Origin of the sequence: Micromonospora sp. LOL_013 (genome assembly GCF_048060315.1) — a bacterium.
GTDB lineage: Bacteria > Actinomycetota > Actinomycetes > Mycobacteriales > Micromonosporaceae > Micromonospora_E.
This window is the reverse complement of record NZ_JBHMIQ010000023.1, coordinates 40,335-56,100: the sequence shown is the minus strand read 5'-3', so window position 1 is coordinate 56,100 and position 15,766 is coordinate 40,335. Positions and strand designations below refer to the sequence as shown.

Below are 15,766 nucleotides of genomic sequence, written 5' to 3'. Positions count from 1 at the left end.
GAGGCGCGCCAGCTCTTGCAGCTGATGGTTCATTCGATCTACTCGAACAAGGACATCTTCCTACGCGAGTTGATCTCGAACGCCTCCGACGCGTTGGACAAACTGCGCTTGCAGGCGCTGGTCGACAAGGATCTCGACGTCGACACGTCGGACCTGCACATCGAGGTCGAGGCCGACCGCGAACAGCGCACCCTCACCGTGCGGGACAACGGCATCGGCATGTCGCGGGACGAGGTGGTCAGCCTGATCGGCACCATCGCCAAGTCCGGCACCGCCGAGCTGCTGCGCAAGATAAAGGAATCCAAGGAAGCCGCCGCCCAGGAGCTGATCGGGCAGTTCGGCGTCGGCTTCTACGCCACCTTCATGGTCGCCGACCGGGTCGTCCTGACCACCCGGCGGGCCGGGGAGACCGAGGCGACCCGCTGGGAGTCGTCCGGCGAGGGCACCTACACCATCGAGACGCTCGACGAGGCGCCCCAGGGCACCACGGTCACCCTGCACCTCAAGCCCGAGGACAAGGACGACCAACTGCATGACTACACCGAAGAGTGGAAGATCCGGGAGATCGTCAAGCGGTACTCGGACTTCATCGCCTGGCCGATCCGCTCCACCACCGAGCGTCCCGGTGAATCCGACGGTGAGACCACCAGCGAGGTGGTCACCCTCAACTCGATGAAGGCGCTGTGGGCGCGGCCCCGTTCCGAGGTCACCGACGACGAGTACAAGGAGTTCTACAAGCACGTCAGTCACGACTGGAACGATCCGCTCGACATCATCCACATGAAGGCCGAAGGCACCTTCGAGTACGAGGCGTTGCTGTTCGTGCCGGCGCAGGCGCCGTTCGACCTGTTCATGCGGGACGCCCGGCGCGGCGTGCAGCTGTACGTCAAGCGCGTGTTCATCATGGACGACTGCGAGGCGCTGATCCCGGAGTACCTGCGGTTCATCAAGGGTGTCGTCGACGCGCAGGACCTTTCGTTGAACATCAGCCGGGAGATCCTGCAGCAGGACCGGCAGATCCAATTGATCCGGCGCCGGCTGGTGAAGAAGGTGCTCTCCTCGCTGAAGGAGTTGATGGACAACGACGCCGACCGGTACCGCACGTTCTGGACCCAGCTCGGCCGGGCGGTGAAGGAAGGCCTGCTCAACGACTACGAGAACCAGCGGGCGATCCTGGACATCTCGTCGTTCGCCTCGACTCACGATCCGGAGCAGCTGACCACTCTGGCCGGGTACATCGAGCGGATGAAGGACGGTCAGGAGGACATCTACTACATGACCGGCGAGTCCCGCACAATGATCGAGAACTCCCCGCACATGGAGGCGTTCAAGGCCAAGGGGTACGAGGTCCTGCTGCTCACCGACCCGGTCGACGAGATGTGGGTCGAGTCGGTCGCCGACTACGATGGCAAGAAGCTGCGGTCGATCGCCAAGGGCCAGGTCGACCTGGCTGGAGACGACGACACCGCCAAGTCCGACCCGGATCGGGAACAGCAGAAGGAGACGTACGCCGCGCTGCTGTCCTGGCTCGGCAAGACGCTCGACGAGCAGGTCAAGGAAGTACGGCTGTCCACCCGGCTGACCACCTCGCCGGCCTGCCTGGTCGGTGACGCCGCGGACATGACCCCGGCGCTGGAACGGATGTACCGGGCGATGGGCCAGGACGGGCCGAAGATCAAGCGAATCCTGGAGCTGAACCCGACCCACCCACTGGTCACCGGGCTGCGGGAGGCGTATGGAGCCCGCTCCGACGATCCGGCGCTGGCCGAGACCGCCGAGCTGCTGTACGGCACCGCGCTGCTCGCCGAGGGCGGTGAACTCGACGACCCGGCCCGGTTCGCCAAGCTGCTCGCCGACCGACTGGCCCGTACCGTCTGAACCGCTGGACGTCGGGGTCCCCCGGCGGGTCGATGCCCGCCGGGGGACGCCCCGCCGAACGGACCTGCGACGGCTCAGACGGTGATCGCCGCCGCCTCGGCGGCGATCGCCTGCTCGACGGCGGCGGCGACGTGCAGCCGGCTGGTCGGGAAGAGTAGCAGCGGGGTGTCCTCCTGACGGACCAGCAGCTCGATCTCGGTGCAGCCGAGCACCACGCCCTGCGCGCCGGCGGCGATCAGCCGCTCGATGACCTTCAGATACCTGGCCCGGGACGACTCGCTGACCACCCCGAGACACAGCTCGTCGTAGATGACCGAGTGGACCATCTCGCGGTCTGCGGCGTCAGGCACCAGGACGGTCAGCCCGTGTCCGGCCAACCGGTCCCGTAGGAAGTCCTGCTCCATGGTGAACGCGGTGCCGAGCAGACCGACCGTGTGCAACCCGTGGCTGCGAACCGCGTCAGCGGTGACGTCAGCGATGTGTAGCAACGGGATGTCGACTGCGGCGGCGACCAGGTCGGCGACCTTGTGCATGGTGTTGGTGCACAGCAGCAGCAGGTCGGCGCCGGCCGCCTCGACCCGCCGGGCCGCGTCGGCGAGCAGGTCGGCGGCCTCGTCCCATTGGCCGGCCGCCTGCCGTCGTTCGACGTCGGCGAAGTCGACCGAGTAGAGCACGCACCGTGCCGAGTGGTGGCCACCCAGCCGGTCGCGGACCAGCTCATTGGCGAGCCGGTAGTAGTGTGCGCTGCTTTCCCAGCTCATGCCGCCGAGCATGCCGATCGTCACCATGCCGCCCATCGTGCCACCGGGCTGCCCGCCGCCGAACCGATATCCAGGTAGCCATTCGGCGGGGTCCGCTGGTCAGGCCGATCAGGGTCAGGAAGTTGCTCCGGACGGTGGTATGTGCCGGCGGCATCATCGTGGTCGAGGCCACCGACCTGATCTTCGCCATCGACTCGATCGCGGCGATCCTGGCCATCAGCACCAGCACGTTCATCGTCTGGACGGCGAACGACTTCGCCATTCTCGGACTCCGGAGTCTCTACTTCCGCCTGGCCGACCTGCTGCGCCGCTTCGTCCACCTGCACTACGGCCTGGCCGTGCTGCTCGCGTTCGCCGGCGTCAAGCTCATCCGCTCCGAGACCCAGGTCGGCAAACTGCCCATCCCGCTCGCTCTCGGGGTCATCGTCGTCACCATCGCGGTGTCGATCATCTGGATCCTACGCAGCACCAGCGGGCCGGACACCGGTGTCTCCGGTGCCCGACCCGCTGAACCAGCTGATCAACCCGACCGTTCAGTTGTCAGGTGATGGTCCGGCCCGTCGTCAGACGACGGTGCAGGGCGTTCCATTCAGGGTGAACGCGGTCGGCTCCGCGGTCCCGGAACCGTTGCCGTTGAACCCGATGCTCGCCGTGCCCTGCGGCAGCAGCGTCGAGTTCCACGTCAACGAGGTCGCTGTGACGTCCTGGCCGCTCGTACCGTAGGTGGCGGACCATCCGCTGCCGAACGAGTGCCCACTGGGCAGGGTGAAGGCCAGGGTCCAGCCGTTGATCGTGCTGGTGCCGGTGTTCGTGATGGCGATGTTGCTGGTGAACGTGGAGCCACTGCTGTTGATCGCGTAGGAGACCTGGCAGGTGCCCGCCCCTGCCGGTGTGTTGACGGCTACCGCCGACGAGAACTGCGACAGGTTGCCGGCGGCGTCCTCAGCCCGTACCCGGAACTGGTAGCTGGTCCCCGGGGTCAGCCCGGTCGCCGCGAACGAGTTCGTCGTCGAGGTGCCGGCCGGCGCGAACGGGCCACCGCCGGTGGCCCGCTCGATCTCGTAGCCGACCACCCCGACGTTGTCGGTCGACGCGGTCCAGGTGAGCGTGGCCGAGGTCGAGGTCACGCCCGACGCCACCGGGGTGCCCGGGGTCGTGGGCGCGACAGTGTCGGTCGACGTGCCGCCCGGGTCCGCGTACAGCAGCAGGTTCGGCGACCCCGTGCCGATGCCGGTCAGCACGTTGCTGGTCGCGGCGCTCAGCAGCGCCGCCTTGGCCTGGGCCATCGTCGCGCTCGGGTTGGACTCCAGGTAGCGGGCCACCCAGCCGGTCACGTGCGGAGCGGCCATCGAGGTGCCCGACCAGCCGGAGGCGACGGCGCTGTCGCTGCTGTTGCCGGCCGAGGTGATGCTGTTGCCCGGAGCGAAGACGTCGATGCAGGAGCCATGGTTGGAGCTGGACCACCGGCTGTCGGTGATGGTGGTCGCGCCCACCACGATGCCGTCCGGCGACCGCGGGTTGTTGTTGCAGGCATCGCTGTTGTTGTTGCCCGCCGCGAACACCGCCAGCACCCCGGCGTCGATCATGTTCTGGGCGGCCGTGTTCACCACGACGCCGTAGTTCTGCAGGCTGAGATTCGCCACCGAGCGCGGCGGTGCGTTCGTCGCCACCCAGTCCATGCCCTCGATCAGGTCCGCGTTGGTGCCGCCGTTGCTGCAGTTCAGCACCCGCACGTCGCGGATCTGCACGTCCTTGGCGACGCCGTACGTCGTGCCGCCGATGGTGCCGGAGACGTGCGTGCCGTGGCCGTGGCAGTCGCCCGGGCTGTTGCCGTCGTTGACGGCGTCGTAGGCCCACTGCGCCCGGGTGCCGAAATCGTCGTGCGTGGTGCGGATCCCGCTGTCCAGGACGAACACGGTGGTCCCGGTGCCGTCGGTGTCGTAGCTGAACTCCTGATCGAGCGGAAGATTCCGCTGGTCAACGCGGTCCAGACCCCATGACGGGGGGTTGGGCTGGGTGGTCGCGCCACCACCGGTCACAGTTGGCTCGACGGCCTGAATCACCGCGTCGGCCTGGACGTACTCGACGTTCGGGTTGGCGCGCACCGCCTCAAGGGCGTCGGCGTCAAGCTTCGCGGAGAAGCCGTGCAGCACCGTCGCGTACGGGTGGACCTCCCGGCCACCGGCTCGCTCGGCGACCACCACCGGGTCGTTCGCCGCGCCGCCGGTTAGCGGCTGGTCCTTGAGAACGACAATGTAGCCGCCATTCGACGTGCCATTCTCGGCCGGTAGCAGGGGAGCAAGAGAAGTCGTCGGCTGTGCCATCGCTGGAGTGGCACCGAAAACTACCAGAAGTGCGGACGTCGCGGCTGTCGCGATTGCCACGCGACGGTATCGATGCGATCTGGACATAAGAGTAACTGGCCTCCTGGGCGCGGTGACGCATGGACTACCGGTGATTGGACGGACCGCCCGGCTCGTCAGCTGCCGGGATCACCGGATGCTGTTGCCGGACAGAGCGCTCGAGCCCCGTCTGCTGCAATCAGAACACGGGAGTAGGCGTCCGCCAATGCCCAGTATTCTTGAAACCTGAATGAACTATGTTAAGAAGACGGGGTGGCCAGGGAGTGTTCACAGGACCGAAAAAAGCGACTGCCTACGTGATTGCTCTCACGTTGCCAAACGGTGCACGGGTCGATCTTTACCAGTCGTGCGTCCTCTCGGGACTGCCGGGCCACGGCGCCGCCGGGGTTGTCGGCGAGAGCGGGGTGGGCCGCCGGCTGCGGGCACCAGCAGCTCAGCAGGATAGGTGATCCGTCGATCCCGCGACCACCGGTGCTGTCGCAAGCCCGAGAACATCGGCCCAGCCCGGTCGCAGACATAGGTGTCACCGGTACCTTCGGCGCAGTCCGGGGCGGGGCGCCATGCCCGTTCACAGCGCGAGTGGTGTCGGGAGTCGGCAATGAGTGGCGAGCAGGTGCTGGTGACAGGAGGCTCCGGCTTCGTCGGGGCGCACTGTGTCGTACGGCTGCTGCTGCAGGGGTACCGGGTCCGTACCACGGTGCGTTCGGCGGGTCGTGCCGCCGACCTACGCACGATGCTGCAGGTGGGGGGAACGGAACCGGGTGACGCGCTCAGCTACGCCGTGGCCGACCTCACTACCGACGACGGCTGGGCCGAGGCGGTGGCCGGATGCGACTACGTACTCCACGTCGCCTCTCCGGTGCCGCTGGCCGAGCCCCGCGACGAGAACGAACTCATCGGGCCGGCACGCGACGGGGTGCTGCGGGTGCTGGGCGCGGCACGTACGGCCGGGGTCAAACGTACGGTGCTGACGTCGTCGATCGTGACGGTGAAGTACGGCCACCCGGCAGCCAAGTGGCTGTTCACCGAACAGGACTGGACCGATCCGGAACAGGGGCAGGTCTCCGCGTACGCGAAGTCGAAGCTGCTCGCCGAACGCGCCGCCTGGGACTTCGTGCGTAAGGACGGCCAAGGCATGGAGCTGGCGGTGGTGAACCCGGTCGGAATCTTCGGTCCGGCCCTCGGGCCGGACCGGTCCCTGTGGTCAGATCAGATCGACCGGATGCTGACCGGCCGCCAGCCCGTCCTGGCCCGGATCCACATCGGTGTGGTCGACGTACGGGACGTCGCGGACCTGCACGTACGGGCGATGACCGATCCGGCGGCGGCCGGGGAGCGGTTCCTGGCCAGCGCCGGCACCATGTCGATGCGGGACATCGCGGTGTTGCTGCGTACCCGGCTCGGTGAACGGGCTGACCGGGTCTCGACGCGGGTACTGCCGGACTGGGCGGTGCGTCTCGCCGCCAGGTTCAGCCCGCGGATCGCCTTCGTGTTGCCTGAGCTCGGTGCGGTACGCGAGGCATCGAGCGAGAAGGCTCGTCGGATGTTGGGCTGGCAGCCCCGGCCGGCTGAGGAAGCCGTCATCGACATGGCGAACAGCTTGATCCGACGCTGAGGAGCCCCTGCCTGCGACCGAGGACTACTACTCCACAGGATGGCTCTCGTGGAGTAGCGCCGGCCGAAACAGCGCGGAGCTGATTCTGCAGAACGACAATGGCCGGACAGAGCGCTCGGGCCCCGTCTGCTGAAATGAGAGCACGGGTGTCGTTGTTCGCCAATGCCCAGACAGTTCAAAACCTTCAAAGACGGGGCGTGGCCAGGGTCTGTTCACGGGATCAAAAGGCGATTGCTCTCCCGTTGCCAAACGGCGCGCTGGTAGGGTCAGGCGCGGGGCGGGTGGCAACGACACGCTCCTACGGTTGGGCTGGCGGCGGAGTGACGAAGGGGGCCGCTGATGAATGGGCCTGACCCGACAGTGCCGTTCGTCCGTCGGGTGCGGGTGCGGGGCTTCCGGTCGATCGCCGGCTGCGACGTGGCGCTCGGGCCGCTGACCGTACTGCTGGGATTCAACGCGTCTGGAAAGTCGAACTTCCTCGACGTACTGCGGTTTGTGGCGGATCCGTTGACCGGCTCGGGTGCCGCAGGCGGTGGCCGACCGGGGCGGGCTCGGCGCGCTGCTGCACCGGGGACCGGGCGGCACCATGGAGTCGTTCGAGGTACGGCTCGACCTGGCGTTGCCGCCCCGGCAGGCCGGGCAGGCGCCGATCCCGGCGACGTACGGCTTCGAGGTCGCGTAGGACCCGTTGGGTGAGTTGCCTCTGCTCGTGCGGGGTGAGGCAGCGACGATCAGGCTTGCGGACGGCGAGCTGCGGTTGCCGCTGGACCCGGGTACGGCCCGCACCATGCGGTTGCGGCTGCCGGCGTCGGTGATCCGCGAGGGCGATCCTGGAGATCAGGCTGCGGGCGATGGCCTTCTACGAACTGGACTCGACCGCGTTGCGGGCGTTGGGCAAACAGCTGCTGCCCGGTGGGCAGCTCGGCACGACCGGCCACTTCCTCGGATCGGTGCTGGGTGAGCTGGGTCGGGAGGACCCAGTCGGTAAGGAACGGCTGGACAGCTACCTCGGGGCGCTGGTGCCGAACGCGCTCGGGGTCGACGAGCGGGTCGAGGGGCGCTACTCGACGGTGCAGGTTCGCTTCCGGGCCGGGACGGCCGGTGACGGCGAGGAGGTGTTCCTGCGGGAGTCGCTGTCCGAGGGGACGCTGCTCGCAGCCGGGGTGCTGACGGCGTTGTTCCAGCCGGCGGCGTTCGCCGGACGGATCCCGTTGATCGGCATCGAGGAGCCGGAGACCGCGTTGCACCCGGCCGGGGTGGGGGCGATGTACGAGGCGTTGGACGATGCCGCGCAGCGCACCCAGGTGATCGTCACCAGCCAGAGTTCTGAGTTGCTGGACAACGAATACGTGAAGCTGGAACACGTTCGTGCGGTCGCCAACGTGGACGGCGTAACGTACGTCGGAGAGATCGACGCCGCTGGCCGCACCATCGTGGACAAAGAGCTGATGACCCTTAGCGAATTGCACCGCAGCGGGCAAATGTTGCCCGCTCAGGTGGGCTATCCAGCGCCGAAACATTGACGAAGGAGCGAGGCGCATGACCCTGGTCCGCATCGCCACCGTGGTCGAGGGTCAGGGTGAGGTCGCTGCGATGCCGGTGCTGCTGCGCCGGTTGGCGCAACAGATCGACCCCCAGCTGTACGTCGACTCGCCGCGCTCGCATCGGGTGCCTCGGGGCACGCTCCTACGCGCCGGGGGAGTGGAGACCGCGGTCGCCACCCTGGTCGAGCAGGTCGGAACATCCGCCGGCATCCTGATGGTGGTCGACGCCGACGATGACTGCCCCGAGAAGCTCGGCCCGGCGCTCGTCGAGCGGGCACGCCGGAGCAGGTCGGACGTGAACACCGCCGCCGTGATCGCCAACCGGGAGTTCGAGGCGTGGTTCCTTGCTGCAGCGCCGTCGCTGGCCGGCCAGCGTGGGCTGGCGGATCCGCTGCACCGGCCGGCCGACCCGGAGGTGCCTCGGGACTGCAAGGGCTGGCTGAGCGCCAACCGGGTCGACGGCCGCGCCTACAAGCCGGCGAGCGACCAGGCGGCGCTGGCCGCCGTCTTCGACCTTGCGATGGCCCGTGAGCACTCCCCGTCGTTCGACAAGCTCTGGCGCGACCTGACCGGGCTGCTCGGCTGACCGCGCTTGCGACGGGCGAGCCGGGTCAGCCGTCAGACTGATGAACGAGCTGCTAGGCCCTCCAGGAGCAGACTGTCGAGATGCTCATCGGTCAGCTCAGCGTCCAGCACCAGCTTGACGAGCAACTGCCCCTGGATCTTGGCGATGATGCCGACATCGAGTCCGTCAACGATTTTCTGCGGCGGGCCGCCCGCGAGTTGAAGCGCCTGCAGCAGGCACTGTCTCGCAAGCAGAAGGGGTCGAACCGGCGCAGGAAGGCCGTCGTCAGGGTTGCTCGGGCGCACTCCCGGGTGGCCGATACCCGCCGGGACTGGCAGCACAAGCTGTCCACGACGTTGATCCGTGACAACCAAGCGGTGTACGTCGAGGACCTCGCTGTTGCCGGGTTGGGTCGTACAAGGCTGGCCAGGTCGGTGCACGACGCCGGCTGGGCGCGGTTCACGACCATGTTGGAGTACGAGGCCGCGCGGTACGGGCGCAGGTTCGGCCGGGTGGAGCGGTGGTTTCCGTCGACCCGGATGTGCTCGGTGTGTGGCCGGGTCAACGACAGGATGGCGCTCGACGTCAGGTCGTGGTTCTGTCCCTGCGGGGCCGTTCACGACCGGGACGTCAACGCCGCACGCAACATCAAGGCCGCCGGACGGGCGGACTTCAACGACCGTGGAGCGCAGGTAAGACCGGCACCCGTGCCGGCACCGCGCCGAGAAGCGGTAACCCACCGGGAGTTCACCCCTTCGGGGGTGTAGCAGACCGGAATCCACTTCCTCCAGGAAGAGGAGGACGTCAACTGCACCCCAGCCCGGACGCGGCGACCGGCGAGCGGGTCGTCGGGCAGAGCCACGCCTGGGTGGAGTGGTGGGCCGGCCGGTGGACGGCGTTCGACCCGACCAACGGGATCCCGGTCGGCGAACGGCACGTGGCGGTCGGCCGGGGCCGGGAGTACGGCGACGTGCCACCACTCAAAGGGGTGTACGCCGGCCCGGCGAACACCGGCCAGGGCGTCGAGGTGGCGATCACCCGGCTGCGCTGAACCGCGACCTTGCGCACCGACCGACTGGACTTCGCGCACCGACCGGGCTTCGCTCACCAGCTGCCGGCCACCGGCAAGCCTTCGGTGTAGCCGGCGGTGCTCTGCACCCCGACGACCGCCCGGTCGTGGAACTCGGCCAGGGTCGCGGCCCCGACGTAGGTGCAGGCACTGCGTACCCCGGCGACGATCTCGTCGATCAGGTCCTCGACGCCGGGTCGGGCCGGGTCGAGGAACATCCGCGCCGACGAGATCCCTTCTTCGAAGACCGCCTTGCGGGCCCGCTCGAACGGGCTGTCGTCGGCGGTGCGGGCGCTGACCGCCCGGGCGGACGCCATGCCGAAGCTTTCCTTGTAGCGTCGGCCGTCCGGGTCGGTGTAGATGTCGCCGGGCGACTCGTAGGTGCCGGCGAACCAGGACCCGATCATCACGTTGGCCGCTCCGGCGGCTAGGGCGAGCGCCACGTCGCGGGGGTGGCGCACCCCGCCGTCGGCCCAGACGTGCCGCCCGCGTCGGCGGGCCGCCGACGCGCATTCCAGCACGGCGGAAAATTGCGGACGGCCGACCCCGGTCATCATCCGGGTGGTGCACATCGCGCCCGGCCCGACACCGACCTTGACGATGTCGGCACCGGCGTCGATCAGGTCGTCGACCCCGGTGGCGGTGACCACGTTGCCGGCCACCACCGGCACTGTCGGGTCCAGTTTGCGCACCGCGCGGACCGCGGCCAGCATCCGTTCCTGATGGCCGTGCGCGGTGTCCACCACGATGGTGTCCACTCCGGCGGCGAGCAGCGCGGTGGCCTTGCCGGTGACGTCGCCGTTGATGCCGACGGCGGCGGCCACCCGCAGCCGGCCGCCGGCGTCGACCGCCGGCCGGTACAGGGTGGCGCGCAGCGCGCCGGCCCGGGTCAGCACCCCGATCAGCCGGCCGGCGTCGTCGACCACCGGCGCGGCCCGCCGCCGACCCTGCGCCATCAGGTCGAATCCGGTACGCGGGTCGGTGGTCTCCGGCACGGTCAGCGGCTCGCGTGACATCACGTCGCGCAGCTGGGCGAAGCGGTCGACGCCGGCGCAGTCGGACTCGGTGACGATGCCGACCGGACGCCCGGCCTCGACGACGATCACCGCGCCGTGGGACCGCTTGGGCAGCAGGTGGATGGCGTCGCCGACGGTGTCGGTGGGAGCCAGGGTCAGCGCCGTGTCGTGCACCAGGTGCCGTCGCTTGACCCAGGCGACCACCTCGGCGATCACCTCGATCGGGATGTCCTGCGGGATCACCGCCAGGCCGCCCCGCCGGGCGACGGTCTCGGCCATCCGCCGGCCGGCCACCGCGGTCATGTTGGCGGCGACGATCGGGACGGTGGTGCCGGTGCCGTCGGTGGTGGCCAGGTCGACGTCGAGGCGGGACGCCACGTCGGAGCGGTTGGGCACCAGGAAGACGTCGTTGTAGGTGAGCTCGTGCGCGCCGGGCACGTCGGAAGTGAACCGCACCCGGCCATCATGCCCGCCCGGCGGGCCGACATGCGTCTGTCAGCTGATCGAGCAGATCGTGGCACCGGCGCTGACCACGGCACCGACCTCGGCGGACAGGCCGCTGACCGTACCGGCCTTGGGCGCGTTGATCGGCTGTTCCATCTTCATCGCCTCCAGCACCACGATCAGGTCGCCCTCGGCGACCTGATCGCCGTCGGTGATCGCGATCTTGATGATGGTGCCCTGCATCGGCGACACCAGGGCGTCACCGCTGGCCGCCGCCGTGCTGGCGCCGCCCCGGCGGCGGGCCGACTTTCGGGCCAAGACCGGCGCGGTCGGCGTACCGCTGCCGAAGCCGGCGGGCAGGCTGACCTCCAGCCGCTTGCCGCCGACCTCGACCACGACGGTCTCGCGGGGTTCGGGGGCGTCGGGGGCCGCCGCCGGTGCGGTGAAGGCCGGCACGGTGTTGTCGAACTCAGTTTCGATCCACCGGGTGTGCACGGTGAACGGTTCGCTGGTGAAGGCCGGGTCGCGGACCACCAGGCGGTGGAACGGCAGGGCGGTGGCCATCCCGTCGGCAACCATCTCGTCCAGTGCCCGCCGGGCGCGGTCCAGCGCCTCGGCGCGGGTCTCGCCGGTGACGATCAGCTTGGCCAGCAGCGAGTCGAAGTTGCCGCTGACCACGTCGCCGGCGGTGACGCCGGCGTCCACCCGTACGCCGGGGCCGGTGGGCAGCCGCAACGCGGTGATGACACCGGGCGCGGGCAGGAAGTTGCGGCCCGGGTCCTCGCCGTTGATCCGGAACTCGATGGAGTGCCCGCGCGGCGTCGGGTCGTCAGTGAACCGCAGCCGCTCGCCGGCGGCGATCCGGAACTGTTCGCGGACCAGGTCGATGCCGGCGGTCTCCTCGGTGACCGGGTGTTCGACCTGCAGCCGGGTGTTGACCTCCAGGAAGGAGATGGTGCCGTCGACGCCGACCAGGTACTCGACGGTGCCGGCACCGTGGTAGCCGGCCTCCCGGCAGATCGCCTTTGCGCTGGCGTGGATCTCGGCGCGCTGGGCGTCGGTGAGGAACGGCGCCGGTGCCTCCTCGACGAGTTTCTGGTGGCGGCGCTGCAGCGAGCAGTCCCGGGTGCCGACCACGATCACGTTGCCGTGCTGGTCGGCGAGCACCTGCGCCTCGACGTGCCGGGGCCGGTCCAGGTAGCGCTCGACGAAGCACTCGCCGCGACCGAACGCGGCGACCGCCTCACGGGTCGCCGACTCGAACAGGTCGGCGATCTCGGCCATCTCGCGGGCAACCTTCAGCCCGCGCCCGCCGCCGCCGAACGCGGCCTTGATCGCGACCGGCAGGCCGTACTGCTCGGCGAAGGCGGTCACCTCGTCCGGGCTGGCGACCGGGTCGGCGGTGCCGGGCACCAGCGGCGCGCCGGCGCGCTGGGCGATGTGCCGGGCGGTGACCTTGTCGCCGAGGTCGCGGATCGCCTGCGGGCTCGGCCCGATCCAGGTCAGGCCGGCGCCGATGACCGCGGCGGCGAAGTCGGCGTTCTCGGAGAGGAACCCGTAGCCGGGGTGGACGGCGTCGGCGCCGGACCGGGTGGCGACGTCGAGCAGCTTGTCGATCCGCAGGTACGTGTCGGCGGCGGTCTCCCCGCCGAGGGCGTACGCCTCGTCGGCCAGCCCGGCGTGCACCGCCGAGCGGTCCGGGCCGGCGTACACGGCGACGCTGGCCAGCCCGGCGTCCCGGCAGGCGCGGATCACCCGGACCGCGATTTCGCCCCGGTTTGCGACGAGAACTTTGCGCACGCCCTGTTCTCCTTTGCTCACGGATCAAGCCGGAGTCTAACGGCCGGCTTGATCAACTGAACCGGCGCTCAGCGTGGGATGACACACTGGCGATTAGGCTCCCGGATGTGTCTGCCACCCGAATGATGATTCTCGGTCTGGTCAAATGGATGCAACCGGTGCACGGCTACGACGTGCGACGTGAGCTGCTCAGTTGGCGGGCGGACAGCTGGGCCAACATCGCACCGGGGTCGATATATCACGCGTTGCGCAAGCTCGCCGAGGAAGGGCTGCTCCGCCAGGTAGGCACCGCCCAGGTGGGTGCCCGGCCGGCCCGGACCAGTTACGAGATCACCCCCACCGGGGTCGACGAGTTCGACTCGTTGCTGCGGCAGCACTGGCGCGACTGTCGGCCGTCGGCCGATCCGTTCCTCAGCGCATTCGCCTTTCTGCCGGCGCTGTCCCGCGCGGAGGCGGTCGCGGCGTTGCGGGGTCGAGCCGCGATGCTGCGGGCCGGCAACGCGGTGGCCCGTGACGACTTGGCCGCAGGATGGTTGCGGCAGAAACCGTCGTATGTCGGCTGGATGCTGGAGCTGACCGTCGCCCGGGTCGACGGGGAGATCGCGTGGTGTGACCGGATCGCCGGGCTGATTGAGTCCGGGGCGTCGTATCACCCGGCGGAGGAGCCAGCTGACGGCACCTGGGCGGGGTGGCAGGCTGACCTGGACGCCGCCGACCGGGAGTCGGCCAGATCACCCAGCAATAATCAACGTTGACTATCCCGATCGCCGGGGTCTAGCGTGCCAGACGCAGCGTGGGGAGCTGGGCGGCCCGGCATGCCCACGGGGGAGAGCGGCCGGCGGCCGGCCGGCCCGGCGAGCCGAGCAGGAGAAAGCTTCATGATCGAGACCAAGGGGCTGCGGAAGTCGTTCCGCTCCCGACAGGGGCGCGGCGCCAAAACCGTTGACGCGGTCCGTGGCGTCGACATGCTGGTCGAGGAGGGGGAGATCTTTGGCTTCCTCGGACCGAACGGTGCCGGTAAGACGACCACGCTGCGGATGCTCGCCACGCTGATCGAGCCCGACGGCGGGGAGGCCGTCATCGCCGGCGCCGACCTGCTGCGCGACCCAGGCGAGGTGCGCCGACGGATCGGCTACGTCGCCCAGGGCGGCAGTACCTGGGACGAGGTCACCGGCCGCGAGGAGTTGGTGATGCACGCCCGGATGTACGGCATCGGCAAGTCCGAGGCGCAACGTCGGGCCACCCGGGCGCTCGCCGCCTTTCAGCTGACCGAGTACGCCGACCGCAAGTGCAAGACCTACTCCGGTGGTCAGCGACGGCGGGTCGAGATCGCGCTGGGCATCATCCACGAACCGAAGGTGGTCTTCCTCGACGAGCCGACCACCGGGCTGGACCCGCAGAGCCGGGCACACATGTGGGACGAGATCCGCCGGTTGCGTGCCGAAGGCATGACCGTCTTCATCACCACCCACTACCTCGACGAGGCGGACGCGCTCTGCGACCGGATAGCGATCATGGACCACGGCGAGATCGTCACCGAGGGCACCCCGGCCGCGCTCAAGCGCGAGGTCGCCGGCGAAGTGGTGACCGTCGGGCTGCGCCCGGACGAGTCGGCCGCCGCCGCGCAACTGCTCGACAGCCAGCCGTACGTCAGCAAGCTGGAGACCCCCGACGACGGCGGCGTACGGCTCTTCGTCGACGACGGCGCCACCGCCATCCCGCAGATCCTGCGCACCCTGGACGGCGCCGGCCTGGAGCTGGGCTCGATCGAGCTGCACCGGCCCAGCCTGGACGACGTGTTCCTCACCAAGACCGGCCGCTCGCTGCGCGAGTCCTGAGCCGGCCGCCTCGATGACGGAGACCGTACGATGAAATTCGCCCGCGACACCTGGCTGATCTTCCAGCGGCAGGCGTTGCTGCTGATCCGCAACCCCGTCTGGATCTTCGTCGGGGTGTTTCAGCCGATCATGTATCTGGTGCTGTTCGCCCCGCTGCTCAAGCCGGCGCTGGCCCCGATGGGGGCGAGTAGCGACGCGGAGATCTACCGAATCTTCGTACCCGGCCTGCTGGTGCTGCTGGCCATCTTCGGCGGTCTGTTCCAGGGCTTCGGCCTGATCGCCGAGCTGCGCGCCGGGGTGATCGAGCGGTCCCGGGTCACCCCGGTCAGCCGGCTCGCCCTGCTGCTCGGCCGCAGCCTGCGGGACGTGATCTCGCTGCTGATGCAGGCGGTGATCATCACGGTGCTGGCGATCCCGTTCGGGCTCACCGTGCAGCTGGGTAACCTGCTGCTGGCGTACCTGCTGCTCGCCCTGATCGCGCTGATGACCTCGGCGGTATCGTACGGCGTGGCGTTGCTGGTCCGCAGCGAGGACGCGCTCGCCCCGCTGATGAACACGGTGGCCCAGCCGGTGCTGCTGCTCTCCGGCATCCTGCTGCCGCTGGCCTTCGCGCCGCTGTGGCTGCAGCGGGTGGCGCAGTGGAACCCGTTCTCCTGGGCGGTCGACGGCACCCGGGCGCTGTTCGCCGGCAATCTCGGCGACGACGCGGTCTGGCAGGGTCTGCTGATCACCTCGGCGCTGGCCAGCCTCGCGGTCACCTGGGCGGCCCGCGCCTTCGCCCGCAGCGTCCGGTAGTCCCCGATCTTCGGTAGCCGGGCACGGGGCTGCCCTCTGCGCACGGCAACGGCACAGAGGGCAGCCGCTCCAGGCTAT

General features: G+C 69.3%; 14 protein-coding genes and 2 pseudogenes. 12 read left to right on the top strand and 4 right to left on the bottom strand.

Annotated features, from left to right (window positions below):
- Positions 1-24: 24 nt before the first annotated feature.
- Positions 25-1,878: a molecular chaperone HtpG gene (gene htpG / locus ACFHWS_RS16885; RefSeq protein ID WP_416568537.1), complete on the top strand. Its 1,854-nt coding sequence runs from the start codon at positions 25-27 to the stop codon at positions 1,876-1,878.
- Positions 1,879-1,952: 74 nt separating this feature from the next.
- On the opposite strand, the gene ACFHWS_RS16880 is transcribed toward htpG, so the two are convergent.
- Entirely contained in the window at positions 1,953-2,666 is a 714-nt protein-coding gene (locus ACFHWS_RS16880) for an aspartate/glutamate racemase family protein (protein ID WP_416552151.1), read from the bottom strand.
- 125 nt (positions 2,667-2,791) lie between these two features.
- Here ACFHWS_RS16880 and ACFHWS_RS16875 point away from each other — a divergent pair.
- Positions 2,792-3,187 (top strand): annotated as a pseudogene (locus ACFHWS_RS16875) (TerC family protein); the annotation flags it as partial.
- A 15-nt stretch (positions 3,188-3,202) separates the two neighbouring features.
- Here the strand turns inward: ACFHWS_RS16875 and ACFHWS_RS16870 are convergent.
- Complete coding sequence (locus ACFHWS_RS16870; protein ID WP_416552152.1) at positions 3,203-4,963, bottom strand: S8 family serine peptidase; 1,761 nt, start codon at positions 4,961-4,963, stop codon at positions 3,203-3,205.
- Between the two features lie 637 nt (positions 4,964-5,600).
- Between ACFHWS_RS16870 and ACFHWS_RS16865 the strand changes: the two genes are divergently transcribed.
- From ACFHWS_RS16865 to ACFHWS_RS16835, 7 genes and pseudogenes are all read left to right on the top strand, one after another.
- Positions 5,601-6,617: an SDR family oxidoreductase gene (locus ACFHWS_RS16865; RefSeq protein WP_416568517.1), complete on the top strand. Its 1,017-nt coding sequence runs from the start codon at positions 5,601-5,603 to the stop codon at positions 6,615-6,617.
- Positions 6,618-6,956: 339 nt separating this feature from the next.
- Positions 6,957-7,103 (top strand): annotated as a pseudogene (locus ACFHWS_RS16860) (DUF2813 domain-containing protein); the annotation flags it as partial.
- A 34-nt stretch (positions 7,104-7,137) separates the two neighbouring features.
- Positions 7,138-7,299 carry a hypothetical protein gene (locus ACFHWS_RS16855; protein ID WP_416552378.1) on the top strand — a complete coding sequence of 54 codons (162 nt, stop codon included), beginning with the start codon at positions 7,138-7,140 and terminating at the stop codon, positions 7,297-7,299.
- A 169-nt stretch (positions 7,300-7,468) separates the two neighbouring features.
- Positions 7,469-8,140: an AAA family ATPase gene (locus ACFHWS_RS16850; protein WP_416552154.1), complete on the top strand. Its 672-nt coding sequence runs from the start codon at positions 7,469-7,471 to the stop codon at positions 8,138-8,140.
- 16 nt (positions 8,141-8,156) lie between these two features.
- The gene (locus ACFHWS_RS16845; RefSeq protein WP_416568516.1) at positions 8,157-8,747 is read left to right on the top strand and encodes a DUF4276 family protein; all 591 of its coding nucleotides are present in this window, start codon (positions 8,157-8,159) and stop codon (positions 8,745-8,747) included.
- A gap of 80 nt (positions 8,748-8,827) precedes the next feature.
- On the top strand, positions 8,828-9,493 hold the full coding sequence (locus ACFHWS_RS16840) for an RNA-guided endonuclease InsQ/TnpB family protein (RefSeq protein ID WP_416568515.1): 666 nt from the start codon (positions 8,828-8,830) through the stop codon (positions 9,491-9,493).
- A 101-nt stretch (positions 9,494-9,594) separates the two neighbouring features.
- The gene (locus ACFHWS_RS16835) at positions 9,595-9,777 is read left to right on the top strand and encodes a hypothetical protein (protein ID WP_416568514.1); all 183 of its coding nucleotides are present in this window, start codon (positions 9,595-9,597) and stop codon (positions 9,775-9,777) included.
- Positions 9,778-9,830: 53 nt separating this feature from the next.
- Here ACFHWS_RS16835 and ACFHWS_RS16830 read toward each other — a convergent pair whose 3' ends face one another.
- Positions 9,831-11,267: a GuaB1 family IMP dehydrogenase-related protein gene (locus tag ACFHWS_RS16830; RefSeq protein WP_416552158.1), complete on the bottom strand. Its 1,437-nt coding sequence runs from the start codon at positions 11,265-11,267 to the stop codon at positions 9,831-9,833.
- Between the two features lie 39 nt (positions 11,268-11,306).
- Entirely contained in the window at positions 11,307-13,055 is a 1,749-nt protein-coding gene (locus tag ACFHWS_RS16825) for an acetyl/propionyl/methylcrotonyl-CoA carboxylase subunit alpha (RefSeq protein WP_416552159.1), read from the bottom strand.
- Between the two features lie 107 nt (positions 13,056-13,162).
- On the opposite strand from ACFHWS_RS16825, the gene ACFHWS_RS16820 reads away from it, so the two are divergent.
- The 3 genes from ACFHWS_RS16820 to ACFHWS_RS16810 all read left to right on the top strand — a co-directional run bounded on the left by ACFHWS_RS16820 (position 13,163) and on the right by ACFHWS_RS16810 (position 15,688).
- Positions 13,163-13,810 carry a PadR family transcriptional regulator gene (locus ACFHWS_RS16820; protein WP_416552160.1) on the top strand — a complete coding sequence of 216 codons (648 nt, stop codon included), beginning with the start codon at positions 13,163-13,165 and terminating at the stop codon, positions 13,808-13,810.
- Positions 13,811-13,933: 123 nt separating this feature from the next.
- Positions 13,934-14,893 carry an ATP-binding cassette domain-containing protein gene (locus ACFHWS_RS16815; protein WP_416552161.1) on the top strand — a complete coding sequence of 320 codons (960 nt, stop codon included), beginning with the start codon at positions 13,934-13,936 and terminating at the stop codon, positions 14,891-14,893.
- 30 nt (positions 14,894-14,923) lie between these two features.
- Positions 14,924-15,688, top strand: coding sequence for an ABC transporter permease (locus ACFHWS_RS16810; protein ID WP_416552162.1), 765 nt, complete (start codon positions 14,924-14,926; stop codon positions 15,686-15,688).
- The last annotated feature ends 78 nt before the right edge of the window (positions 15,689-15,766 follow it).